This window comes from Streptomyces sp. NPDC026522 (assembly GCF_055567555.1).
The window spans coordinates 18,075-42,243 of record NZ_JBVHQF010000006.1; the positions used below are offsets into that span (position 1 = coordinate 18,075).

Genomic DNA, 24,169 nt, shown 5'->3' on the forward strand with positions numbered 1-24,169 from the left:
GTGCGCGTCGATGGCCTCCTCGAACCGCCGCACCTGCTGCAACGCCGTACCCAGATTGTTCAGGGCCTGCCCCTCGCGGTGATGGTCACCCAGCTCTGTGAACCGGGCGGCGGCCTGCTGGTGCGCGTCGATGGCCTCCTCGAAGCGCTGCATCTGCTGCAGGGCCGTGCCGAGGTTGTTCAGGGCTTGCCCTTCGGCATGGTGCTCGCCCAGCTCGCGGCATGTGACGAGGTCGTGCTGGTGGGCGTCGATGGCTTCGTCGAACCGCTGCACCTGCTGCAGGGCGACGCCGAGGCTGTTCAGCGCCCGGCTCTCGCCATGACGTTCGCCCAGTTCGCGACAAATGATCAAATCCTGCTGGTAGCTCATGGTGTCTCCCTGGAGTCGCGCCGTTCATGACGACACCCTCAGCAATCAGCCAAACGCGGACGACCGCAACCGGTCCGGGGCCGGTGGCATCCAACCGAATGGCGCTTTCGCCTGTCTGGCGGACGCGGCCTGCCACAGCTGCCCGGCCGCCTCCTCGCCGGCACCGACGTCCCGGGCGAGGACGACCACGGTGCGCCGACTGGGCAGCGGCCCTCCCGGGCCCGGCGCAGCGTGCACGCGCACACTCTGCGGCAGTGACTCCCATCGCACAGGGCGGGGCAGCCGAACGCTGCGGCGTAGGTCTCGGCGCCAAGAACGGCGGCGCCGGTGCCCGTGACGCGGCCGGGACATCCTGCACCGCCTGCCCACGACTGGATTCCCCTTGCTCCGAATCGGCCTCCTCCAAGACCGCCCAGTAGCGGGTCCACTGGTCACGTGGAGGTCACCACGCTGGAACAGCTGCCGAAGAACGCCACCCACTGGTCGCGAACGTCATGGCGCAGCACCGTGGACCGTCGAAGTCGACCGCTGGGCCGGATCTGGCGGCAGTTCCAGCTCAAGCCGCATCTGGCGGACTCGGCGCTACCCCCTCTTAGGCTCGGGTGAGAATTTCAGCTCCGCTGTCGGTGATGGCGATGGTGTGCTCGCTGTGCGCGCTCCGGCAGCCTGTCGCGCTGCGCAGCGTCCACCCGTCGGCGTCGGTGACGAGTGTGGCAGTGTCGGCCATGACCCAGGGCTCCAGGGCGAGCAGCAGTCCGGGGCGCAGCTTGTATCCGCGGCCGGGCCGTCCGATGTTCGCGACGTGTGGGTCCTGGTGCATGGTCGAGCCGATGCCGTGGCCTCCGAACTCGGCGTTGATCGGGTAGCCCGCCTCGCTGAGCACCGTGCCGATGGCGTGGGAGAGGTCGCCGATGCGCGCCCCAGGCTTGGCGGCGGCGATGCCGGCGGCGAGTGCACGTTCGGTGGTCTCGATCATCGCGACGCTCTCCGCCGGCCTGGCCTTGCCCACCAGAAAGCTGATCGCGGCGTCCGCGGCCACCCCGCCCCTGGATACGGCCAGGTCGAGAGTCAGCAGATCGCCTTCTGCCAGCGTGTAGTTGTGAGGCCGCCCGTGGAGCACTGCGTCATTGACGGCCGTGCAGATGTAGTGCCCGAACGGGCCGCGCCCGAAGGAAGGCGCGTAGTCGACGTAGCAGGACTGCGCTCCGGCCTCGGTGATCATCTCCTTGGCCCACTGGTCGATGTCCAGCAGGTTCGACCCGACCGTGCTGCGCCGCTTCAGCGTGTGCAGGATGTTTCCGACCAGGGCGCCTGTGTCCCTCGCCTGCTCAAGCCGCGCGGAGTTCAGGATCTCAATCATGGGGGCCCCTCACGTATGTCCAATAACTATCCCGGTCTAACTATACCGGTATTAGAATAGGGTCATGGTCAGGTTGCCGCTCACCCCCGCCGAGGTAGAGCGCGGACAGCGCCTTGGCGCCCTGCTCCGCCGAGCCCGGGGCTGCCGCTCGATGCTGGACGTGGCGCTCGCTTCGCACATCTCGCCGGAAACTCTGCGGAAGATCGAATCCGGCCGTGTGGCTACCCCCGCCTTCCCGACCGTCGCGGCGATCGCTGACACCCTCGGCCTGTCTCTCGACGCCGTCTGGGCCGAAATCAGCCAGGCGGAGCGAACCGTCGAGGATCAGTCGGTCCTGCCCGTCACACGGCATCCGTTGCTGGTTTCGTAACGCCGCACTCAGAGAGTCAGCGGTTCACTGACCCTGCGAGTGCGGCGCGCCTGCGCGCACGCCGGGCCCCGCTCATGGACGGGCCGCCCTTCGCTTGCGGTAGCGCGTGGCGGGATCGACTTCCCCCTACACGGCAATGCGCTGGCCAATCCGTATGAGGGCACCCAGCAACCGGTGTCAGGGAGCAAAACGGATGGGTGTCCTCGTCCTCGCGGAGGACATCCTCGACGACGAGGTGGACGGATGACTGCATTGGGCCATGGACGTCACCGCGGAGCTTCCGCCCAAGGAGAAGTGAACCTGCCCGACCGCGTGCGGCACCGGAGACCAGGTGTCACTGGTCTCCGGTGCCGTTCCTGTGGGTCGACTGTGGTACTCGCCCCTCCTTGTGAGGGCATGGGTCACACGAGCCATCCCGACCAGTACGTGCTCGTACGTGTGCTGAGAAGGACGCCGAGAGTGGGCCGGTCAGATCGCGTCCTCGGTGAAGAGAGCGGCGGCCCGCTCGGGTTCGTGTGCGTCCACGGCCGCTTTCCAGCGGTCGAGCACGTCCCGCAGGACCGCTTCGCCGTGTGGGCCTCCCCCGCACCGCCTGGTCCAGCACGAGTGTGTAGTTGTCGAAGCAAGGCGCGCCGGCACACCGGCGGCCACGGCGCCTTCGATGTACTCGCTGGCTGCGTGGCCGCCGTCACTGCCCAGAGCGAGCAGGTCCCGCGCTGTCGGTCGGCGTGTGCGATGCGGCCCACCCGGCGGCGGGCATCGGCAGGGTCCAGGACCAAAGTCGCCGAGGGCGGCGAACACCTCGCTCGTCGCTGCCGGGCCGGGACGGTGCGGCGCGGACGAGGGGTTGACGGAGTGCCGGGCGGGGACGGTGGCGAGGCGGGCGGGGTCCCGCCCGGTGGCGATGACTGCGCCGACGACCGCACCGGCGGAGGTGCCCACGATGAGGTCGGCCTCGCCCAGGTCCACCCCGAAGCTACGTAGGCCTGCTGCCAGTCCGGCCGTCCACGCAGTGCCAAGACGCCCGCCGGGCCCAAGGACCCGGTGCCCGGTCGAGGTCGTGCATGCCGTCGCTCTCCATGGCTCGCCGTCCGTTACTGCGCTGAACTCCCCCGGTGGTTCGTGGTGCTTGTCGTCACTTCGACCGAGCCCACCGGGGACGCCCGAACCAAGCTTCACCATCTGGTCGAGACCGCCCGGCGCACCCCGAGCCGTCGGCAGCCTGGTCCGGTCCGAGGGGGACGTGACGATCGAGCAGGTGCGGGAGGTTCCCTGCGGCGGCCGAGCGAGGTGGCCGGCTACTGCGTCCGGCCGAACGGAGACGGAGCGGCCTGGCCGTCGGCTGGGTGGAGGACGGCAGGCTGACCGTGGGCGTCGCCGAGCGCCCGCCCCCGGTCGGGCTGAGCACCGCCAAGGACAGCCAGCGGTGATTCACCGTCCGGCGGAGGCGCGGGACGGTGAATCCCCCAGCTGGGAGAAGATCTGATCGTGAACTCCTCGCTGGCGGAGGCCGTCTCCGTCGTTCTGCTCTTGGCGGTGCTGGCGTGCGCCGTCATCCGTCCTTTCGGCTGGCCGGAGGCCGTTGTCGCCGTCCCGGCCGCAGGCGTGGTCATCGCCACCGGAGCGATCTCCCTGGACCACGCCCGCGACGAGGCCGCGCGGCTCGGACCGGTGATCGGCTTCCTCGCCGCCGTCCTGGTCCTGGCCCAGCTGTGCGATGACGAGGGTCTGTTCCACGCGTGCGGAGCGTGGATGGCCCGCACCGCGGCAGGTCGCCCGCGGCGCCTACTGGTCCAGGTGTTCGCAGCCGCATCGGTGATCACCGCGGTGCTCAGCCTGGACGCCACGATCGTGCTGCTGACCCCGGTGGTGTTCGCCACCGCCGCCCGGCTCGGCGCCCGGCCCAAACCGCACGTCTACGCCTGCACCCACCTGTCGAACACCGCCTCCCTGCTGCTGCCGGTCTCCAACCTCACGAACCTGCTCGCGTTCGCCGCTAGCGGACTGAGCTTTACCCGCTTCGCCGCCCTGATGGTCCTGCCCTGGCTGGTCGCCATCGGTACCGAGTACGTGGTCTTCCGCCGGTTCTTCGCCACCGACCTGGACGCCGGAGCCCAGGCCCCACCGACCGCCGAACCCCGCGAGCTGCCGGTGTTCGCCCTGGCCACCGTCGCGTGCACGCTGGCCGGATTCGTCCTCACCTCCGTGCTTGAGGTCAATCCAGCCTGGGCGGCCTTCGCCGGCGCCGTAGTGCTGACCGTGCGTGCTCTGGCACAGCGCCGCACCAGCCCCACCGCCATCATGGGCGCCGTCGCGGTCCCCTTCCTCGCCTTCGTCCTGGCCCTGGGCATCGTGGTCCGTGCGGTCGTCGACAACGGCCTCGCCGCCGGCCTGAGCCACCTGATCCCCGGCGGCACCGGCTTTGCGGCCCTGCTCGCCATCGCCGCGCTGGCCGCAGTACTGGCGAATGTCATCAACAACCTGCCCGCCGTGCTGGTGCTGTTGCCGTTGACCGCACCGTCCGGGCCCGGTGCCGTCCTCGCCGTGCTGCTCGGGGTGAACATCGGACCCAACCTCACCTACGCAGGTTCCCTGGCCACCCTGCTGTGGCGGCGCATCGTGCACGAACACGACAGTGACGTCGAGCTCGGTGAGTTCACCCGGCTCGGCCTGTTCACCGTGCCTGCCACCCTGCTGCTCGCGGTGGTGGCACTGTGGGCCTCGCTCGTCATCATCGGAGGCTGATCACCATGAGAGTCGTCGCGTGGATCACCGAGGGCACCTGGCCCTCCTGCATCGATGCCGCACGCAGCCACGCACCCGAGGCCGCCGACATCGTGCTGCTGCACGTCACCGGGCCCGAAGCCCCCGGCGCCGCGCACGGCGCCTTCGCCGGGCTGCTCGGCCGTGGGCATCCCGAACGCGACCCCGGCACTGCAGTAGAGCGCCTGGCCGCCGCCTCCGCGGAACGACTCCTCGCCGAAGCCGCGCAGCGCCTGGGGCGCCCCTGTGACCGTGTTGAGCGAACCGGCCGCATCGAGCGGGAGGTCGTGGCCACCGCCGAGGGCGCCGACCTGCTCATCCTCGCCCGCGACGGCGACCGCACCCACCTGGGGCCTCGCAGTCTCGGACCAGCCAGCCGCTTCATCGTCGACCATGCCCCCTGCCCCGTCCTCCTCGTCTGGCCCGAGACCGCCCCCGGCGTCGCCACGATTCCGCCTCCGCCACCACACCCACCACACCCACCACACCCACCACACCCACCACACCACCGGTAGCCGCAAGCACCGGCCCGGGCTACGGGTGTCACGGCCGCTCCCACACAACCCGCAGCGACCTCGTCGACGCGTTGACGAAGGCCTCCTGGGCAGCTGCGCGTACCGATCGTGCCGGCCTGCGACGGCCCCTCGCGTGAGCGGCGTGCCGGGTGCCGTGTGGTTCCACTATGCCCACGACGCAGACGGCGCCGACCCGGGCGTCGCGTCGTGTGGCCACGCCGCGCCACTGCTTGAGGCGGTTGATGCAGCGTTCGACGCTGTTCCGCTGCCTGTAGATCTCGGCGTCGAAGCCGGACGGGCGGCTGCCTCGGCGTCCTCGCCGAAGGCGGTGGCCGGTCTGGTCGGACCGCTGCGGGATGACCGCGCGGATCCCGCGTCGTCGTAGGTGGGACCGGATGGCACGGGAGGAGTAGGCCCGGTCCGCGAGCACGGCCAACGGCCGGGTTCGGGGCCTGCCGGGCCCGCTTCGTGACACGCGGATGCGGACCACGACCGCTACGAAGGCGGGTGCGTCGCCGGCCCGGCCCGCGGTGACGGTCAAAGCGGGCCAGGGGCCGTGCGCGGTCGTCGGCGTCCGCGGCCGCCAGCACGGCGGTCAGGGTGTTCTGCCAGGTGCCGTCGACGGCCCATCTGATCAGCCGTCTGTGGGCGGTCTGGAACGGGCCGAGCTCGTCGGGCAGGTCCCGCCAGGGTGAGTTGGTGCGGTACTTCCACGCGATGGCCTCGAGCGTTCGGCGGTGATCAGCCCACCGCCGTCCACGGACCGGATCGGCCGGCATCAGCGCCTCGTTCCGGCCCCACATCGCATCAGTGATCACTAGTCGGGCAGACACATTCGATCGACTGACAAACCCATCAAGCAGACACGCGGTAGCCAGCAGACCCCAGCCGGCTGCTCCCGCGGGGCAGGCGGGCCCTGGTCAGATCGTGACCGGGCCATGGGCGGTGGCGAACTCGACCGAGACCAGGCCCGGTTCCTCATCCTCGACCCAGGTGACGTCGATCTGGTCGAGGGGGTGGTCGGCCGGTTCGCCGAGGAATTCGGCGATGGAGGCGGCGTCGCCGGCGATGGAGACCCCGTGGATGGTGGTGGAGGTGCGCGGGTCGGCGCTCGGGCGCTCCTCGTTGGGGACCAACCACTGCAGGAAGTAGGGCAGTTGCGGGTCCTCCAGCAGTTCCAGCAGGCCGATCTGCTTCCACCTCAGGTCGAACCCGTCAGGGCGGACACGGTGGCCCTCGGCCGAGGTGCGGCCAAGACGTGCCTCGACCGGGGCGATGTCGTCGACGGAGACCACCCAACCGAGCCAGCCGCCGCCCTCGGCGGCGCGGCGCGCGACCGCCTGGCCGAAGGGTGCGCGGTCGGCGGCAGGGTGGTCGAGTGTGGTGACGACCTCGACGTAGGTGCCGCCGCTCAGCGGGAGGACAAAATTGCGGGTGCCGAATCGCGGGTGCACGCCCCCGTCGACGAACCCGGCGCCGAGGGCCGATCCGATCCACTGGACGGTCGAGACGAAGCTGTCGCGGGCCACCGCATAGGACACGTGATCAAGTCGCACTGAGCCATCATCACCCGACAAGCCACACAAATCCCGACGCCACGCCCGCCGCCCCGGCCGCGTCCGCCGTGGATCCAGCCGTGGAGCGGATCGATCATCGTCATCCCGGCGATGGAGGCCCGATCGAAGCCAGGCAGCAGCGCTGCCGCCCCGTCGAGGCCCACGACCCGCTCGATCAGCCGCTGCGGGGCGAGGCCTGGGCCGTGGTCACGCGGGTGATGTGGTGGTGCCAGCCCGGCCAGGACCGTCCCTCGAAGTGGTCCAGGCCCAAGGCCGTCTATGCGCCAGCGGAGCTCGGCCAGACGGACCAGCTCGGTGACCGGGGTGTCGGCCGGGAGGCTGGAGCACCACTGGTCGCTGGGAGCCTCAGCGTTCTGACCATTCGACCAGCAGCCAGCAGCCAGCAGTCGGGCAGGACCCCGTCCCACCAGCCCTGCTCGGATGAGGCAGCGGCCTTGATGGGAGCTCGACGGCCTTGCCCGCAGGACGGACGCGCACGGCGGCAAAGCGGGACCGCAGCCGGCCGCGGGTGCCCTGCCGCCGGGCAAGGTGGTAAACGTCTGCGGCTCGAGGCCGGCGGCCAGGGTCGCCACCGACGGTGATCCGCCCGCGCGTACGGTTCGAACACCTGCGCCGCGAAATCCTCCAGATCACACCGGACCGCAGCCAACTCCTCAGGCATCACACCCGATCAACGCGACAACCGAGCACCCGGACACACCACCAACAACTGGACCTGACCAAGCCCTACCAGCTTGCCGCCTGGCAGATTCCCCGCTCAGCCAGCAGCGGCCGCAAGATCAGTGTTGAAGGAAGTGCACGGTCCCACCTCGGCAACTCAGAAGCCGTACGAGCGGCTGCTCCCGAACCAGCCAGCACTACCGCCTTCGCCGAACGGTGACACCAGCAGCGCACCGCGGCCTCAGCCCCGAGCGGCGACCGCTGCCTCCAGGAACGTCCAGCCATCGGCCTTCGTTTCCTGCCTCTTCCCCGGTTCCCACCCGCGTGCCAGCGCCGTATCGAGCAGGAACCGTACGGTGCCCGGTTCGTGCAGGTTCAGCGCGCCGACGCCGACGGCCCCCACCTCTCCCGACCCGGTGGTAAAGCCCGCGACGTACCGGCCGGGGCCCTCATCGAAGACGAAGCGCAGCGGACCGCCGCTGCCCGATGGGCGAGGGATCAGGGTGAGGGTCTTGCGGCAGCCGCCGTCTTCCAGCACGCAGTGGCCGTGGCGAACCGTCCACAAGTAGACACGCCCGTCCGCGACGAGCCGGCGGGACTTCTTCGAAGATCGAGGCATGCGCCCGAGAGTACGCGGACGGACGCGACGACCCTCAGATGGGCATCCGGCCGCAAGGCGACGGGCCAGCGCGGCATCGTGCTGTACACCCGCAGGCAGCGGTACCACGGATCTGTCCCCCGCCAGGACTGGGTGAAAGTGCCGTCCGAGTCGAGTCTGGGCCGCAACTCGATGCGTCGTTGTCTTGGGGACCGATCACCACAGGAACCCTTTGTCGGTGATCCCCTGGGAATCCGGGCGCGGTCGACCCGCACGTACTCGGGGGTGCCGCCCGCCCGTCCGTACTGGCCAGTACGCAGTGCCGCGGTGCGCAGGGCCGCCAGGACCGAGGCCCGGGACGGCTGGCCAGGGGTGACCTAGGTACCCGTGATGACCTTCGTCGCGACGTCGATGAACCACGTCTAGAGCGGGCGCACCCGCTCCCCGTCCGCCTCGACCAGGAGCGGCGCCGGGACGTGGTCGGCGGACACCTGAACGTCCCTTGCGAGCACTGCGAAGGCCCGCACCCGCTCGGCCGGTGGTTCTCCGACCAGCGCCGGTCCCTGCGGGCCGCGACGATCTCCGCCGGACGCGCCGCGACCTCGACTCTCGGCATCGTCGGGGACCGCGCCGAAGCGGCCTGGGAAGAGAACCTCGACGCCGCCCGCGAAGGCCGCGCCGTCGTCCCCCGCACCCACACCGGGAACCTCCCCCGACGGCCCGGTACGGCTCGGGGTACGGCTGTCCAACACCCGTTCCCGTCGCGAGGGGCTCACCGCCGAGCAGCGTGAGCGCCTCGCCGCCCTCCGTATCGACTGGGCCGGGTAGAAAGCGGAAACGCAGCGGACGTCGGAACCCGGCTCAGCCGCCCGGTCAACCGCCGCCCGAGACACAGGCCGTGCCGGATGCGGTCCCACTCCTCATCGCTCACCACAGGGCGCATCCTTGCAGCCAGTCGAGCCGGGGTGCGGTGTGCGGTGCGGGGGGGCGGTGCGGTTCCCCGCTCGTGGGTTCAGGACGAAAGCATGTCCATCATGACAGGTCAGCGCCTTTTTTCGTAGGACGGAACGCACAGTTCGCGAGGCTTGTCCGATCCGTTCCCCGCCTCTCAGAATCTCCTTCGTGCGTCATCCGGAGACAGGGGGAACAGTGACGATCGATCACGACGCGGTGCTGCGGGCCCGCGTGCTGCTGCTGGGGTCCGGTCGGCCGAGTCGGGCCGAACTGGTCGGCGCGTACCGGGTTCTGGCCGAGGTGAGTCCGAAGGCGTACATGCCGAAGTTGGTCGACGCCCTGCTCGCGCTGCGCCATGAGAGCCGGGATCCGAAGGTGGACGTCGCCCTGGCCGCCGAGGCTTCCCGGGCCGCTCGCACGCTGGAGGTCCGGGCGCCGAACCGGGCGGAGCGGTTGCGCCGGGCCTTGGACGCCTACCAGGCCTCCTTGTTCGCCCTCGGGCGCAGGGCGGAAGGACGCGCAATCTGCGAGGAGCTGGCCGAGGCCGGCCGAAGCGACCGACTGGCGAGCGCTCTGGCCGAGGAGGGGCGCTTCAAGGAGGCCGCGGAGCTCGACGAACAGGGCGCCCGGAGCGGGATCCGGGAGCACTCCTTCTGGAACATGGTGCGGTGGGCGGCGAACCTGGAGGGCGCCGGGCTGCACGACGCCGCATCGACCGTCTTCCGCGAGCTCCTTGAGGAGACCCGGCGCAAGGCAGCCGAACAGCGCACCGCTCTGGCGATACTCACCTGGGAGTTGGTTCATTTCTCGCGGATGCGGGAGACCGCCGGGGACGGCGCGAGTGCTGCGGCCGCCCGGCGAGAGGCCCTGAGTGTCCTGGAGGAGCTCGCGACCACGGGCGAGCCGAAGAACTGGAGTTGCATCCTCGGGTGGTGGAGGACGCTCTTCGTCCTGTCGGGGCGCCCAGCCGAACCCGCCGCGAGCCCCGAGTCCCCGATGCCGCCGTTCGGCACGGCGCTCGGATGGTCGCGCGACGTGCGGGACGGTTTTCTCGGCATGCTGCCGGGCCTCGAAGCGGAGGCGGCGAGACTGCGCGACGCCGACCGACTGCCCGAGCTGGTCGACGTCCAACGCAGGATCGGCATCCGCGCGGCCGTCCGCGAAGGCGACCGTCCCTACTTGTTCGAGGAGCGGTTCACGCCATACTTCGACGAGGGTGTGACGCTCGCCCGCCGACTGCCTGACAACCCCTCACGCCTCGCCCGCGCCCTGACGGACCGGTCGATGTTCCTCGTCGCGGCACGCTCCTTCGAACCCGCGCATGCCGACTTCGCCGAAGCGGTCGCCCTTCTCCACGATCGCTGATCGCGCCGCCGCCCGGTCGCGTCGCGTCCTCGTGCCGGGCACGAGGACGCGGGTCAGACCGTCGCACGATCACCAACGGCGGATACGGGCCGCGGTGGTGGTCGGGCGTCGACCACATGGTGCGCCACGGCACGACGTCGCGCCCGGCCCGGATGACGGTACGGGCGAAGAAGCGGCCGTTCTTCACCCCCCGGTCCACCGCCGTGCTCTTCTCGCCTCGCCCGGCGATGAACGGCGCACCGCCCGCCGCGCCGTTGTCGTCCTTGATCGCCCCGGTGATACCGGCAGCCAAGTCGGTGTCCGTTGCCGCTCCGGCGCACGTGCTGAATTTCGCCAACCCGTACGCGCCCACGAGTGGCCGCCCCCGGGGCAGCGCGGCCGCGGCTGTGGAGGATGTCGGCCCGGCCGCACTGCATGCAGGTGTAGACGGCGGCGAAGCCGACGCAAGGTCCGCACACTGCTGCGCCATCACATCCATCCCCCGCGATCAGCGGCAGAACATTGCCGCAGCGAGGACACCCGGCCGGAGAACGGAGTGGCCGCAGCAAGCACGGTTCGCCGGTGCGAGTGCGCCGGTACCAGGTGCCACAGACCGGCTGGCGCTGCTGGTCGCGCATGACCCAGGGGCGGACCCGGCTGTAGATCGGGCAAGCTGCCTCGGGCCCTGGTCGCAGCCGTCGCAGCGGTACGGCTGTCCGTCGCGCGTATTGCTACGGCCGAGGTGCCGACCCCTACGGCAGGCACGCCGGTGCGGGCGCCGCCTGGCCCGCACCGTCGGCGGCGAGGCCTCCTACGACCCCGGTGCGGATACGGGGCCGCTTCGAACGGTCCGGCGCTCCCGCAGCTGAGCGTAGGTCATCAGGCCGAACAGAACCGCGAGCAGGACGGCGGACGATCCCGCCGTACCGAGATCCAGACCACCCTTGGCGACCGGCTTGGTGAGGAAGTCGCCGGCGGTGGCGCCCAGCGGCCGGGTGAGGACGAAGGCGATCCAGAACAGCAGGACGTTGGGTACCGCGGGCACCCTCATCAGCGCGACGAGCACCGCGAGCACCGCGGTCACCAGCAGCGCGCCGCCCAGGTAACCGAGGCCGGAGCTGTCGGAGAGGAAGTCGCCCATCGAGGTGCCGAGGGTGTTGGAGACGAGGATCGCCGCCCAGAACAGGGCCTCGCCCTTGAAGGTGACGATGTCGCGGATCTGAAAGGTCATCCCGCTCATCTTCCAGGCGAGGAAGATCGCCAAGAGGATGGAGATGAGGATCGCCGCGCCAGCCGGGTAGCCCAGGCCGAGGCCCTGCGGGCCCGAACCCAGCTTGGTGGCACCGCCCGAGAGGAACTTGGCGCTGGCGTCGCGGTTCATGAAGTCGGACATCGTGGTCCCGGCCATGCTGGTCGAAAGGATCACGGTCCAGTAGAAGAACGGGTTGTAGCGGCTGGATCGCAACTGAACCACCAGCGTCACCACGAAGATCAGGAACAGCGCGATCGTGGTGAGGAAGTAGCCCAGCTGCAGGGTCTGCGCGAAGAGGTCGCCCGCCGTCTCGCCCAAGGTCGTCGCGGCGATCTTCATGATCCAGAAGGCCAGCGTAACCTCGGGCAGTTTCTTCATGACCAACTTGGTCCTGGTCGACGTGCTCGCCACGTCGGGGTCGGCGAGGACCTCCGGATTCTCCACTCGATATCTCCTGTCCTGTCGCAACGACAGGGCACTCGCCCCGAGAAAGCGGGACGAACGCCCTGCGAAGACGTGCCGACCGCGCACCGCGGCTGATGTCTCAGACCGTGGCACAGGGATCGTCAAGGCATCCTGATTGCGAGCCGTGGGCCAGGTCAGGCCGCGTGTCGGGCGGCCTGCTCAGGCTCAGCGCGCGTCGCGCGTCGCGCGTCGGCCACCGCTGCGATGGCCGACGCCCGGCCGGTAGGTCCTTTCGTTCAGGAGGTCGGCCGCGGTCTCGCCGACCATGGCGCACCTTGATGATCCAGAAGTAGACGGAACGATCACGAGGTCGTGTACGTCGTTGTCCAGTCCGCGGAAGCCGCCGCGCGGGCGCCGAGGCCGGCGGCGCGCAGACGGGCCAGGATGAGATCGCTGGTCACGACGCGGCGGGCCGGATCCACGCGGCGTCTGACGCCGAGAGCCGACGGGTGGAAACGGCGGTGCCGACGAGCAGGAGCAGTGCAAGGACCAAAGCCGCGGACACGGCGACGTGCAGAAGGAGAAGACCACCGACGAGGGCACCGAGGAACATCGCCAGAACGGAGAGGGCGCGACGGCCCGGGTGCGGTCCTGCGCCGCCTGCCGTCCTGGAGTCGGCGGCGAGTCCGGTGAGGGTCAGAGTGAGGACGGTCGTGGTGAGGTCAGGGACGCCGAGGCGCCGGGCGACCGCGTTCTGCAAGCCCATGCCCAGGGCGAGGAGCACGATGAGCACGTACTGGACACCTGAGGTCATCTTCTTGTCATCGGTTGCCGCAGCTATGACCACCGTCATGGCCACCAGCACAACCTGCGCCCCGGTGGCGAAGGTGAGCAGCCGTCCGCGATGGGTGCCCAGCCGGGCGTGCAGCCGGCCCCCGGCGAGCGCACCACCGATGAAGGCGCCGAGGGCGGTGACGGAGGCGGCAGCCGACAGCCCCTGGGCACCGGCCAGCGCGAAGCCGAGGAAGACGACGTTGCCGGTCATGTTGGCGACGAAGACGTGGCCGAGTCCCAGATAGCTCACCGCGTCGACCAGACCTGTCACCACCGTGAGTGTGAGCATCAGCGGCGGTAGCGGGCCGTGCGGGTCGTCCCGCGGCGGGACGAGCGTATGCACGACATCAGTCAGCAGTCTGCGCATGCGGTCCTTTCTCCAAAGGGGTCTCAGCGAACGACGGCCCGCTGGCGGACTACGACGACGGGTTCCTCAGGTAGTCGACGGCGGCGAGGTCGTCGTCCTCGTGCCCGGCTTCGACGGTTGCTTCCAGGCGGTCCCGGACGGCCCGGAGCAGAGGGCTGGGAGCGGCGGCTGCCGCGGCCAGGTCGATGTCCTTCAGTGCGAGTTGCACCGCGAATCCAGGCTCATAGGAGGCCTTATCCATGAGGCCCACCTTCTGCAACTCGTACGGCATGGCGAGCGGGCCCGACTCGAGCACCCGGAGAAACGTTGCGTGGTCGACGCCGAGTGCGTCACACAGCGCGAGGACATCGCTCATGGCCACCGTGGAGGCAGCCATCCAGGCGTTGACCGCGAGCTTGACGGCGCTGCCTTCGGTCCCCGTCCCGACGTGGAGCACGGAAGAGCCGAGGTCGTCGAGCAAGGGACGCGCCCGCACAAGAACGTCCTCGGAGCCGGCAACCAGCCAGACGAGTTTCCCCTGCAATGCGGGAGCTGTGCTTCCGGAGACCGGTGCGTCGAGGTACGCAACACCGTGATCACGAGCCAGACCGGCCAGGGCATCGGCGCTCCGTGGCCCTACCGTGCTCGCCTGCACCCACACAGCCCCGTCATCGAGCCGACCGACGGCACCCGACATGACCTGCGTGACCGCTTCGCCGTCCCGGAGCACGGTGAGAACGGCGGACGCGCCGGAGACCGCATCGCCCACCGTGTCCACTGCCGTGACCCCGGCAGCGTCCTCCGCCACGGCTCGGGCCTTCTCCGCCGTACGGTTCCACAGCCGTACCTCGTGGCCAGTCTCTCCAAGCCGCGTCGCCATCGCAGCGCCGAGTGCGCCTGCTCCGAGAACAGCGACGGTGGAAGCCTGCGACATGGACAACCTCTTCTCCGTTTCCCATGCCATGTACAACCGGCACGGTGATTTCCGCCGCGCAAGTGCCACACGAGGGGTACGAGGACGCCCACAGAACCAGCAGACCAGCTCCAGCCCCATCTCGCGCGTCGAAGGACGAGGCGCACCCCGGCGGCCGTCGGCGTCATCCTTGCTGCCCCGGCAGGCGAGGTGTCACCGACGGTCCGAAGCGACCTTCTAAGCACGCTGGGCGGACGGGGTACCTGTCCCCGCCCCCCCCCGGCAGGCAAAGCCACAACCACGGCGTGAGCGCTCTAAAGCCACACCCAGGCCCCGGGTCTCCCGATCGTACGAAGGACCGGAATCAACCCGCCCACAAGGTAAGAAGCACTCCGGTCGGCCGGATGCCAGCGGTCAGCACGCGTTCCTGTACGGCAGAGAAGTCACCAGGCGCGTCCACTGCTGGGCGTCGAGGGCCCCCGCAGTTGCGCAGATCTGCGCGGCGACCTGCTCGATGTCGAGGTTCCACAGGCCTAGCGCGCCGCCTTCGGTGGTGGCGGCGAGGGCGCGGCCGTCGGGGCTGAAGGAGGTGACGGCAAGTGGCCCGGTACTGGTGGTGATGGGCTCGCCGATCGGTGTCGGCCGCGTCCGGTCGCGTACGTCCCAGCGGACGAGGGCGCCGGTCGAGGTGTGCAGCGCCGCGGCCAGGGTGCGGCCGTCAGGGCTGAACGCCACGGCCCAGACCGGTCCCGTCGTGGGGAGGGGTTTCCCGAGCTGAACCGGGTGGTGGGGGTCGGCGGTGTTCCAGAGCGTGACGGCGCCCTGGCTGCTGCCCACAGCCAGGGTGCGGCCGTCAGGGCTGAAGGCCGTCCACAGTGCCGATCCGGCGGGCTGTTGCAGGGGCTGTCCGAGGCGGACGGTATCGGCGCCTTGGACCCGCCACAGGCCGATCTGGCTGCTGCTGCTGTCGCCGCCGGTGGCCAGGGTGTGGCCGTCGGCGGCGAACGCGACGGTGAAGACGTTCCGCGCCCCGTCGGTGGTGATGCCGCCGGAGGAGCGCGGCTTGCGGGGGTCCGACAGGTCCCAGAGGCCGACGCCGTGGGTGAGGTCACCCCCGGCCGCGACCGCGAGGGTGTGTCCGTCGGGGGTGAACGAGAGTGCGGTCACGACACCGCCGGTACCGGTCAGTGGGGTTTCGACGGCGATGGGCCCGGTCGGATCGGACATGTTCCACAGGCGGACCGTGCCACCGCCGTCACCGGCCGCCAGGAACTGCCCGTCGGGACTGAACGCCAGCGCGGCCACGGCCGAGGCGGAGGCGGAGGCGGAGGCGGTCAGCGGGTTGCCCAGCGGGGCCGGGCGATTCCGGTCGGCCAGGCTCCACAGGCTGACCGTTCCGTTCTGGTTGGCCGCCGCGAGGAGCCGGCCGTCGGGGCTGAAGGCCGTGGCGTTCACCGCACCGCCCGCGCCGGCCAGCAGGGTCGGCGCGAGGTGCCACAGGTCCACCGCGCCATCGATGTTGCCGGCCGCCAAGGTGTGCCCGTCCGGGCTGAACGCCAGCGCGAATACGGCACCGCCGGCGCTGGCCAGCGGCTGTCCGAGCGGGAGGGGCCGCTTGGGGGCGCCCACGTTCCACCGGTAGACGGCGTGGTCGGCGCTGGCGGCGGCCAGGGTGCGCCCGTCGGGGCTGAAGGCCACCGACAGGACCGTGTTCGCCGGGCCGGTCAGGGGTGCGCCGATCTGCTGGGGCCGGCCGGGGTCGGCGACGTCCCACAGCCGGACGGTGCTGTCCTTGCTGCCGACGGCGAGGGTGTGCCCGTCCGGGCTGAACGCCGTCGCAGCCGCCTCGGTCCCCGCGCCGGTCAGGGGGTCGCCGATCTGCGCGGGCCGGCCGGGGTCGGCGACGTTCCACAACCGGACCCCGCCGCCGGAGTCCGTAGCGGCCAGCACCTTCCCGTCCGGACTGAACACCACGGACCGGACCGGATCTTTCGGGCCGGTCAGGGGGTCGCCGACCTGTGCGGGCCGGCCGGGGTCGGCGACGTTCCACAACCGGACCCCGCCGCCGGAGTCCGCGGCGGCCAGTACTCGGCCGTCGGGGCTGAACACCACCGACTCGACGGCGCCCCAGGGCAGTTGCTGGGTGCTGCTGAGGGCACGGGGGTGTGCCGCGTTGCCCACGTCCCACAGGTCGATCACGCCCGCGCCGGTGACGCCGTCGCGCATGTGGTCACCGCTGTGACCGCCGACGGCAAGGGTGCGGCCGTCGGGACTGAAGGCCACCGACCGGATCGAGTCCACGGCGGGGTCCTCGGGCAGCGGTTCCCCCAGCTGGACGGGCCGGGCCGGGTCGGTGACGTCCCACAGCCGCACCGTCGACTCCGCGAGGTTCCCGGCCGCCATGGTCCGGCCGTCCGGGCTGTAGGCGACGGTGCGGACGGAACCGCCCGCACCGGGCGCCCGTGCTCTGGTGGGCGTCGGGGTGTTCTGGGTGCTCAGCAGCCGCGACGCGTTCTGCGGGGTGGGGAACAGCCGGTAGGCGCTCAGTGCGAGGCGCGCGGACAGCGCGGTGTCGGTGGCGGCGTACTGGAGGGTCTCGGCGACCAGTTGCGCTTCGACCGCCCGGTCCCGTTCGCTGCGGGCGCGGGCGGCGGCTGCCCGGGCGTTGGCGTCCTGCCGGACGGCGACGACGGCCGCCGTGGAGGCGAGCACGGCCAGTGCGGTGATCGCGGCTACCGCGGTACGCCGCACGGTGCGGGTGCGGCGCTCCTGTCTCCGGGCCGCGTTCAGGTAGACGAGCGCACCCGGGCTCAGCTCGTTCGGGTGCGCCTTCGACCACTCGTCGGCCGCCTCCAGGCGGCTGCCCCTGAGCAGTGCCGCGCGTTCGCGCCCGCCGTGCGCCCAGGCGGTGGCGGACTCCTCGAGCTCCTGTCGGACCAGCGCACCGGCCCGGTCGTCCTCGATCCACTGGCGCAGGGTCGGCCAGGCCCGCATCAGCGCCTCATGGGTCAGGACCACGTACTCCTGGTCCCGGGACAGCAGCCGGGCGCCGGTGAACAGTTCGACGACCTCGGCCCCGACCTCGGGGTCCGGGAGCCCTTCCAGCAGGTCGTGGTGGCGCATCCGCCGCCTGGCGTCGTCGGCGTCCATGCGGACGACTACCAGTTGCCGGAACACCAGGCGGGCGATGTCCCGCGCCTGCGGCGACAGTCCGAGGTAGTGCGCCTCGGCGGTGGCGGCGATGGCCCCGGTGATTCCGCCGGTGCGCCGGTAGCTGCCGATCGTCAGCAGGTCCCCGTCGCGGGCGAACCAGGTGGCCCACAGCGCGTGGGCGAGCAGCGGCAGCCGGCTGGCCCGGGCCGCGGTGTTCCAGGCGCTGTTGCGGTCGCGCGGCGCCGCCGCGCCGTCGAGCTCGGCGAGCATGACCTCGACGAGGCCGTCCTCGACGGCGAGGCCGACGTCCGCGGCGGGTCTGCGGATGGCATCGGCGAGCTCGTCCGCCGTCATCGGCTCCAGCAGGACGGGATCGGCGCGCAGCGCGGTACGCAGTTGCCGGTGGTCGGTGCAGGCCGCGAAGAAGTCGGCCCGCACCGCCAGCAGCACCAGCGCGCCGGGGCGCCCGGCGGCGGGCCGGGACAACAGGTCCAGTACGTCGACGAACCACTGGCGTTCCGGGTAGTCCGTGCCCAGGGTGAACAGTTCTTCCAACTGGTCCACGACGACCACGAGACGGGCCGCCGCCACGGGGCCGGGCGCCGCCGTCGCACCGGCCGGGCCGGCACGCTCGGCGAATTCGCGCGCGCACCGCTCGGCGTCGCCGAGCCACTGCGCCGCCACCGTCCGGGCCTCCTCCGGGCCCAGCCCGGCCGCGGCCGCGAGAGCCAGCGCGGGCGACGCCGTCGGCGTCAGCACGACCCTGGCCCAGTCCCCGGACCCGGCGCGGGCCAGCCGGCCGGCCGCCAGCGCGGGCAGGACTCCGGCGGCGAGCAGGGAGGACTTGCCCGCGCCCGACGGGCCGATCACGACGAGCGGTCCACCACCGGTGCCGGTCCGGGCCTCCAGCCGGGCGCAGACGGCTTCCACCGCATGGGCCCGGCCGTGGAACCACCGCGCCTGCTCCTCGCCGAACGAAGCCAGGCCCGGATACGGGCACACGGTGGAGGCCCGGCCCGTCGCGAACGCGGGGCCGGCTCCGGAGTCGAACTTCTGGACGACGATGCTGTGGCCGGCGAGGAACCCGTCACCCCCGCCCGTGACCTCCAGGTGCAAGCCGGCCGACGGCGCGGCAGGCCCCTCGCCGCCGTCGGCCGCAAGGCCGCCGGACAGAGCCTCCTGCGCCGGCCCGTCCGGGTCGCTCACGCCTGCTCGCGCCGGTTGACCGTGATGTCGCGGGCGGCCATGTAGCCGTCGCCCCCTCCGGAGACCTCCATGCGCATGGAGACCTGCGGCATGGTCGGGGCGGGAAGCGCGTCGAAGACGCGGCGCACCTCCTCGGCCGCCTCCGGCCGGTCGAGGAGCAGGCGGGTGAACCTGTCCTGCCACTCCTGCGCCAGCTGGACCCGCACCTGCGCGGCAGTGTGCTCGTCCGGGGCCCGGGTCAGGGCGAGCCGGGTGTCGGTGAGGTCGGCGTCCACCTGTTCTGCGCGTGCGTGCCGCCACAGTGCGGGAACCGAGGCCTTGGCGGCCTCCCACGCGTCCGTGGTCAGCAGTTCGATGAGCTTGCCGGCCGCGGCCACAGCCAGTGCGGCCAGTGCGATGTCCACCATGTGCGGGTGTCCTTTCCGATCGCCGGTGTACGGGTGCTCCCGGCCGGGCTCAGCCGCGGGTGGCGATCGCGGTGAGGGTGAGGTTGGAGGAGACGTAGACCCGTTCGCCGGCGACCGTCCACCGGAACCCGGACGGCGGGGCGGCCGGATCGTTGTACTTCCACCGGGCTTGTCCGGTGGCCGCGTCGATCGCCCACAGGTTCCGCTGCGTGTCGGTGGCGAGGACGGTGTCGGCCGAGCAGCGGGCGTGGACGCCGTTGAGGGAGAGGGCCGCCGTCCACATCACGTGCGACGGCAGGACGGCCACCCATCTGACCTTGCCGTTCGCGGAGTCGAGGGCGATCAGGTCCTGGCCGACCGGGACGTAGACGGTCTTGCCGTCCGGGCCGGCAAAGGGGGTGCCGAAGCGAACGTCGGGCTGCTCGTCGGCCCTCAGGTCCCAGACCTGCTGTCCGGTCGTCGGGTCGGCCGCGACGATCCGGTCGGCGCCGAACACGAACAGGCCGCCCGCGTAGCAGGTCATCGCGGGTCCTGCCTGGTAGTACCACCGGCCGTTCGGCACGGTCTGCTTCCAGCCGCGGGCGCCGTTCGCCGCCGCGTCGAGCACGACGACCTGGCCGTCGGGCTTCGCGGCGGCGCCGGCCGCCAGGAGCAGGTGCCCGCTCGGCGGCACCAGGACATTGCTCAGATCGGTGCCGCTCGTCTTCCACCGCAGTTCGCCGCCTGCGGCGTCGAACGCGGCGAGCACACCGCTGTAGGTGGAGGCGGAGCCGATGTCGTCGCCCAGTGAGAGATCGCCCGCGCTCACGTACACCGTGTCCCCGGCCACCGCCACGTCGGCGGGCTGGTTGCCGCCGCCCAGCAGCGCGGGCAGCGACACCGCCCATTTCGGGTTCCCGGTGGTGGCGTCGAGCGCGGCAAGGGCCGACCCCGAGCCGCGGACATCGCCCAGGACGTAGAAGGTTCCGTTGGCGAACGTCATCATCGACCGGTCGGACCACGGGAACATGGTCAGGTTGTGCGGACTGAACGCCTGTTTGCCGTCGCGGTCGACGTACAGGGTCGACTTCTGCGACACGAGGGCGAGGACCGCGTCCGAGGCCGCCAGGCCGCTCGGCTCGTCCTGGAGGACGATCTGCCAGACCGTGGCCGGCTGCGCCCCCGCCAATTCGACCCGTACCTCGCCGGTCGGGGACGGTGACCCAGCCGGAGGGGACTCGACCGGCAACGACCCGGCCGGCGTGACGGCCCCGCCCGGCGCACCGGGTCCGGACCGGCTCGGCCACGCGAGCACGGTCGCCAGGCCGGCGGCGGCCAACACGCCGCCCGCCGTACCCGCGAGCAGCGTGCGGCGGCTGATTCCCGGGCCGCTTCCGACCGCCGCGGACTCCGCGGCCACGGGCGCGGGCAGCCAGCCGCCGTCCGGGGCCCCGTCGGCCTGACCGCCGAGAAGCTCGATCAGCCGCCGAACGGCGGGCCGCTCGACCGGTTCCGCGCCGGGCCGCAGCCGGAACTCGTCGATGGCCTCCTGCAGCAACGGCAGCAACACGCTCGCCGGCGCAACGGTCCCGCCAGCCGCGAAGTCCAGGACCGTCGCCAAGTCCGACACGTCGTCCGACTGGGCCGCGGCCCCCGACACCCGGGCCGCCAGCAGGGGCGCGGGCACGGCGAGCAGTACCGCGCCGGGCGTGAGCGCGCCGTACGCGAAGCCGGCCGTGTGCACGCTCGCGAGCGCCTGCGCCAGCCCCGGCGCCAGCACCGACAGACTCGGCCAGGGCAACGGCCCGTGTCCCTCCACCGCCTGCCGGAGGGTCACCGCCGGGGTGAACGTATCGGCCAGCCACGGCGTCGGGCCGTCCAGATCGGCGCCGAGCAGCGGGGCGAGGCCCGCACCCGTGAGGGTCAAGGCCCGTTCCACGTCCGCTCGGAACCGCAGGTCCCGCGCCAGCGCTTCCGGTACCAGCGTGACGGCCGCCAGCACCCCTCCCGGACCCCGGCCCAGGCGGACCGGGCCGCCCAGTGTGCTGTCGGCCAGCTTCCGCACCAGCCGATAGGGCCCTAACCGCGTCGGCTCACCCGCCCCCGTACGATCCATCGCCTCAACCCCCCGGTTGATCGCTGCACCACGAGGCCGCTGCCGGCAGCCCCTTAGGCATCGAACATTGACACGCCGTCCAGTGCGGTCGCGGAAAGCCAGCCCCCCGCCGCTTCACCGGCGACCGCCGATCCGGCCGCCACCCCGATCATCCGCGACACCTCCTCGATACGCAATGACACTTGCCCACAAGCGAGTTGGGGGAGGCAGGCAGCGCTCAGCGGACCCGGGCCGCCGATCCCGGGCCCGCCGCCACGGTGCGGCCGGCCCCGTCCCGGGTGATCAGGGCGAAGCCGTGCTCCTCGCGTGCAACCGGATCGTGATCACGCCGCGGGCGTGCAGGGCCGCGGCGCAGCGGGGCTTCCGGGACCACGCCCCGGCCGGACCCCGAAGCCGGCCCGGCGGTGTTGCCGCCGCAGCATGAGTAATAGGCCTGTTGCCGGTCCACCTCGTTGACGGCATCGAGGCCGAACGACCGGAGCCCGCTCCCATGGCGAGCGCTACGGCGACCGCGCGCCAGCCGGTGGGGTGAGGACGGTGCGGTCGAACGGGCCGCCGATGGCGCGGCGCAGCGATCGGGTCCGGGACGTCGGGGCAACCCGGAACTCGGGTCGGGTGGTACAGGACCGGCACGCTGTCGGCGTAGGCAGTCGGAGGCTGGTTCGGCCAGGGCACCCCGCCCTCGGCCACGGGCATCGAGGCGCCGCCTCACGCGCCGGCGTTCGAACTCCACCTCCCGCCGCCTTTGCCCGACCGCGTCTGCCAGGCGCTCCTCCAGGGGGCCCGCTTCCCCGATGACCTGCTCGCCCTGCAAGGGGCCTGGCTGCGTGCCTCCGCTGATCTCGTCCGGCCCGGCGCCTCCGGTTGGACCGCGCTGTGGCGCCGGCTGGTCGTCCTGTCCGGATCTTTGCGCGCCCATCCCTACCGGTCGGCCGCCACCAGGTGGCGGACGTGTCCGGGCGTTGGCCGAGTCGGGAGAACGTACGGGGACCGGAAGTACAAGATCGGCAGGGCCTATCGATTCGGGCCGCGGGTGGGGTAACTCTGGAAAGCGGCCCCGATCGTGGGTCGTCGCCCCGTGGAAGGACACTTGCCGTGGACCGCTGGTACGTGGACGAACGCTGCTCCAACTGCGATGTCGCACGACAGCTCGCGCCCGACCTGATCGGGGAGGCTGACGGAAGGTCCCAGATCCTGCGCCAGCCCCGCGACGAAGTGGAAACGCGGAACTTACACGCAGCCGTCTTCGCCTGCCCCACCCGCTCGATCCGCCCCTCCTCCGGCCAACCGGACCAGCGGCTCGATCCCTTTCCGATGGCCTTGGACAACGGCGTACTGCTGTGCGGGCACAACTCGAAACACACCGCCGGAGCCAATTCCTACCTGCTTCTGCGGCCCTCCCGCACCGTCATGATGATCGACACACCGCGCTGGAGCCGTGACCTCGCCGAACGTTACGCAGCAGTGGGCCCGGTCACCGATGTGCTCCTGACCCACCGCGACCACGCTGCACACGGCCGCCGCTACGCGGACCATTTCGGCGCCCGGCTGTGGATCCACGAGGGCGACCTCGATGCGGCGCCGGACGCGGACCAGGTGATCCGGGGCCTGGAGCCTCTGGAGATCAGTGAGGGAGTCACAGCCCACCCGCTGCCCGGCCACACCGAGGGCAGCGTGCTCTACCTCGCAGACGACCGGTACTGCTTCAGCGGGGACAGCTTCTACTGGTCACGCACCACGGAAGACCTGGCAGTCGCGGACAGTGTGACCTGGTACTCCATTGAGGAATTGGCCACCTCACTCGCCAGAACGGCCGGACGGATCCGGTTCGAATGGGTTCTGCCGGGCCACGGCGATCGCCGCCGACTGTCCGCCGACGAGATGTCCCAGCGGTTGAGAACACTGGCTGAACGCACTCGGCTGCTGCAGCCTCGGCCGGTCGACTTCACCGCCGTTCGCTGGTGAGAGGGCGGCCCAACCGGAGCCGCAACCCATGACACCGGCCACGCTGCCTCGACCTGGAGCCCCGGCGCAAAGGAGCCATATACCGACATGCGGATGATCCTTGCGCGCCCGGCCGGGGCCTGTGACCGGGCAACGTGCCGGGCCGGACCCGCTGGTGTCGGATCCGCCTACGGGACGCTGACGGTGCACGGGTAACCGCCCCTGCCGCCTGGCCGGGCGATACCGGTCGGATTCGGCCGGGCGGGTGGGCGGCACCGGCCGGTCGCGGCGGCGGGTGTGGCGATGGAAGAGACCCGGATACGGCGGACGGCAACGCCTTGATGAACCGGGTGCCGGAGGTCCGCCACGGACCGCCCGCCCCGCCGTGGATCGACCTCGGAGCACTGGTCGAGCACGCGTCGGTGATCGTTGAGTACCCGATGCTCGACCGCGCCCCCTGCCACGCTGGAGCTTCGGGCGGGTCACCGTGCCGGGCGACGCCGCACATCCGGTGTTCCCCACGGCCATGAACGGCGGATCGCGGTCCATCGCAGACACCGGTGTCCTGGCCCGGTGCCTGGCCGGTCAGTACGACCCCGGGGCTGCGCTCCGCCACTACACCCGATGCGCCGGCCGGCGGTCGACGCGGTCGTACTCGCCAACCGGGACCTGGAACCGGAAGGAATCATCTGGCGAGCCGCGGAACAGGCGGCCCACGGCCGTCGGCCGGACCGAGGAGATCGCCATCCGCTACAGGAGACCGGCCCAGGCCACCGCCACTCAGGTCGACTCCTGGCCGCGTTCGGCCACGGGCGACGCCGATACGGTTGCCATCGGCGACGTCTGAAGGGCTCCCCGGACGGTTGCCGATGCCGTCCGGCCGGCCGGGTCCGCGCCGGAGGCCGGACGCAACACGGGCGCTGTCGAACTCCCCCGTCGTGGCGTCGGGCGAGGACCGCGCACCAAATGCAGCGCCCGGAAAGACGCACGCGACTACGCGCATGAACACCCAGGGAGACGTGCCGCCACGCAACGTAGCAAGAAAGGCCGGAACTCCCGCCCGCCCTGAAGCGCGCCCGCCACCGCGGCCTGTCCACCCGGCTC

At 71.5% G+C, this 24,169-nt stretch carries 16 protein-coding genes and 1 pseudogene; 6 read left to right on the plus strand and 11 right to left on the minus strand.

The genetic code is table 11. The annotated features are described in order from the left end of the window. Both ACZ4M3_RS16605 and map read right to left on the minus strand, forming a co-directional pair. Positions 1-369: tetratricopeptide repeat protein (locus tag ACZ4M3_RS16605; RefSeq protein WP_467733164.1), on the minus strand; the 369-nt coding region annotated here is incomplete at its 3' end. A gap of 592 nt (positions 370-961) precedes the next feature. After that, positions 962-1,729, minus strand: coding sequence for a type I methionyl aminopeptidase (gene map, locus ACZ4M3_RS16610; protein ID WP_467733166.1), 768 nt, complete (start codon positions 1,727-1,729; stop codon positions 962-964). 64 nt (positions 1,730-1,793) lie between these two features. Between map and ACZ4M3_RS16615 the strand changes: the two genes are divergently transcribed. From ACZ4M3_RS16615 to ACZ4M3_RS16625, 3 genes are all read left to right on the plus strand, one after another. After that, complete coding sequence (locus ACZ4M3_RS16615) at positions 1,794-2,099, plus strand: helix-turn-helix domain-containing protein (RefSeq protein WP_467733168.1); 306 nt, start codon at positions 1,794-1,796, stop codon at positions 2,097-2,099. 1,488 nt (positions 2,100-3,587) lie between these two features. Next, positions 3,588-4,844, plus strand: coding sequence for an SLC13 family permease (locus ACZ4M3_RS16620; protein WP_467733170.1), 1,257 nt, complete (start codon positions 3,588-3,590; stop codon positions 4,842-4,844). A gap of 5 nt (positions 4,845-4,849) precedes the next feature. Beyond that, entirely contained in the window at positions 4,850-5,377 is a 528-nt protein-coding gene (locus tag ACZ4M3_RS16625) for a universal stress protein (protein ID WP_467733171.1), read from the plus strand. A gap of 199 nt (positions 5,378-5,576) precedes the next feature. Here the strand turns inward: ACZ4M3_RS16625 and ACZ4M3_RS16630 are convergent. From ACZ4M3_RS16630 to ACZ4M3_RS16640, 3 genes and pseudogenes are all read right to left on the minus strand, one after another. Beyond that, positions 5,577-6,210: pseudogene (locus ACZ4M3_RS16630) on the minus strand (transposase); the annotation flags it as partial. An 87-nt stretch (positions 6,211-6,297) separates the two neighbouring features. Next, positions 6,298-6,933 carry a VOC family protein gene (locus tag ACZ4M3_RS16635; RefSeq protein WP_467733173.1) on the minus strand — a complete coding sequence of 212 codons (636 nt, stop codon included), beginning with the start codon at positions 6,931-6,933 and terminating at the stop codon, positions 6,298-6,300. Positions 6,934-7,855: 922 nt separating this feature from the next. Beyond that, complete coding sequence (locus ACZ4M3_RS16640; RefSeq protein WP_467733175.1) at positions 7,856-8,233, minus strand: hypothetical protein; 378 nt, start codon at positions 8,231-8,233, stop codon at positions 7,856-7,858. Between the two features lie 1,128 nt (positions 8,234-9,361). Between ACZ4M3_RS16640 and ACZ4M3_RS16645 the strand changes: the two genes are divergently transcribed. Continuing rightward, on the plus strand, positions 9,362-10,531 hold the full coding sequence (locus ACZ4M3_RS16645; protein ID WP_467733177.1) for a hypothetical protein: 1,170 nt from the start codon (positions 9,362-9,364) through the stop codon (positions 10,529-10,531). Positions 10,532-11,321: 790 nt separating this feature from the next. Here ACZ4M3_RS16645 and ACZ4M3_RS16650 read toward each other — a convergent pair. The 6 genes from ACZ4M3_RS16650 to ACZ4M3_RS16675 all read right to left on the minus strand — a co-directional run bounded on the left by ACZ4M3_RS16650 (position 11,322) and on the right by ACZ4M3_RS16675 (position 21,070). Further along, positions 11,322-12,206, minus strand: coding sequence for a COG4705 family protein (locus ACZ4M3_RS16650; protein ID WP_467733179.1), 885 nt, complete (start codon positions 12,204-12,206; stop codon positions 11,322-11,324). Between the two features lie 418 nt (positions 12,207-12,624). Then, positions 12,625-13,368, minus strand: a complete 744-nt coding sequence (locus ACZ4M3_RS16655; RefSeq protein ID WP_467733181.1) for a YoaK family protein — start codon at positions 13,366-13,368, stop codon at positions 12,625-12,627. Positions 13,369-13,417: 49 nt separating this feature from the next. After that, positions 13,418-14,401, minus strand: coding sequence for an NAD(P)-dependent oxidoreductase (locus ACZ4M3_RS16660; protein WP_467733183.1), 984 nt, complete (start codon positions 14,399-14,401; stop codon positions 13,418-13,420). A 273-nt stretch (positions 14,402-14,674) separates the two neighbouring features. Beyond that, on the minus strand, positions 14,675-18,619 hold the full coding sequence (locus ACZ4M3_RS16665; protein ID WP_467733185.1) for a WD40 repeat domain-containing protein: 3,945 nt from the start codon (positions 18,617-18,619) through the stop codon (positions 14,675-14,677). Then, a complete protein-coding gene (locus tag ACZ4M3_RS16670) occupies positions 18,616-19,026 on the minus strand; it encodes a hypothetical protein (protein ID WP_467733187.1) in 411 nt (136 codons plus the stop codon). The genes ACZ4M3_RS16665 and ACZ4M3_RS16670 overlap by 4 nt, the downstream gene beginning before the upstream one ends. A 49-nt stretch (positions 19,027-19,075) precedes the next feature. Further along, the gene (locus ACZ4M3_RS16675; RefSeq protein ID WP_467733189.1) at positions 19,076-21,070 is read right to left on the minus strand and encodes an outer membrane protein assembly factor BamB family protein; all 1,995 of its coding nucleotides are present in this window, start codon (positions 21,068-21,070) and stop codon (positions 19,076-19,078) included. 1,146 nt (positions 21,071-22,216) lie between these two features. On the opposite strand from ACZ4M3_RS16675, the gene ACZ4M3_RS16680 reads away from it, so the two are divergent. Together ACZ4M3_RS16680 and ACZ4M3_RS16685 are read left to right on the plus strand one after the other, a co-directional pair. Then, positions 22,217-23,086, plus strand: a complete 870-nt coding sequence (locus tag ACZ4M3_RS16680; RefSeq protein WP_467733191.1) for an MBL fold metallo-hydrolase — start codon at positions 22,217-22,219, stop codon at positions 23,084-23,086. A 490-nt stretch (positions 23,087-23,576) separates the two neighbouring features. Further along, a complete protein-coding gene (locus ACZ4M3_RS16685) occupies positions 23,577-23,912 on the plus strand; it encodes a hypothetical protein (protein ID WP_467733999.1) in 336 nt (111 codons plus the stop codon). The last annotated feature ends 257 nt before the right edge of the window (positions 23,913-24,169 follow it).

Coding starts and splice junctions, on each gene's coding strand:
- map (WP_467733166.1), bottom strand. CDS start 1,729: ATGATTGAGATCCTGAACTCCGCGCGGCTTGAGCAGGCGAGGGACACA.
- ACZ4M3_RS16615 (WP_467733168.1), top strand. CDS start 1,794: ATGGTCAGGTTGCCGCTCACCCCCGCCGAGGTAGAGCGCGGACAGCGC.
- ACZ4M3_RS16625 (WP_467733171.1), top strand. CDS start 4,850: ATGAGAGTCGTCGCGTGGATCACCGAGGGCACCTGGCCCTCCTGCATC.
- ACZ4M3_RS16640 (WP_467733175.1), bottom strand. CDS start 8,233: ATGCCTCGATCTTCGAAGAAGTCCCGCCGGCTCGTCGCGGACGGGCGT.
- ACZ4M3_RS16655 (WP_467733181.1), bottom strand. CDS start 13,368: ATGCGCAGACTGCTGACTGATGTCGTGCATACGCTCGTCCCGCCGCGG.
- ACZ4M3_RS16660 (WP_467733183.1), bottom strand. CDS start 14,401: ATGGGGCTGGAGCTGGTCTGCTGGTTCTGTGGGCGTCCTCGTACCCCT.
- ACZ4M3_RS16670 (WP_467733187.1), bottom strand. CDS start 19,026: ATGGTGGACATCGCACTGGCCGCACTGGCTGTGGCCGCGGCCGGCAAG.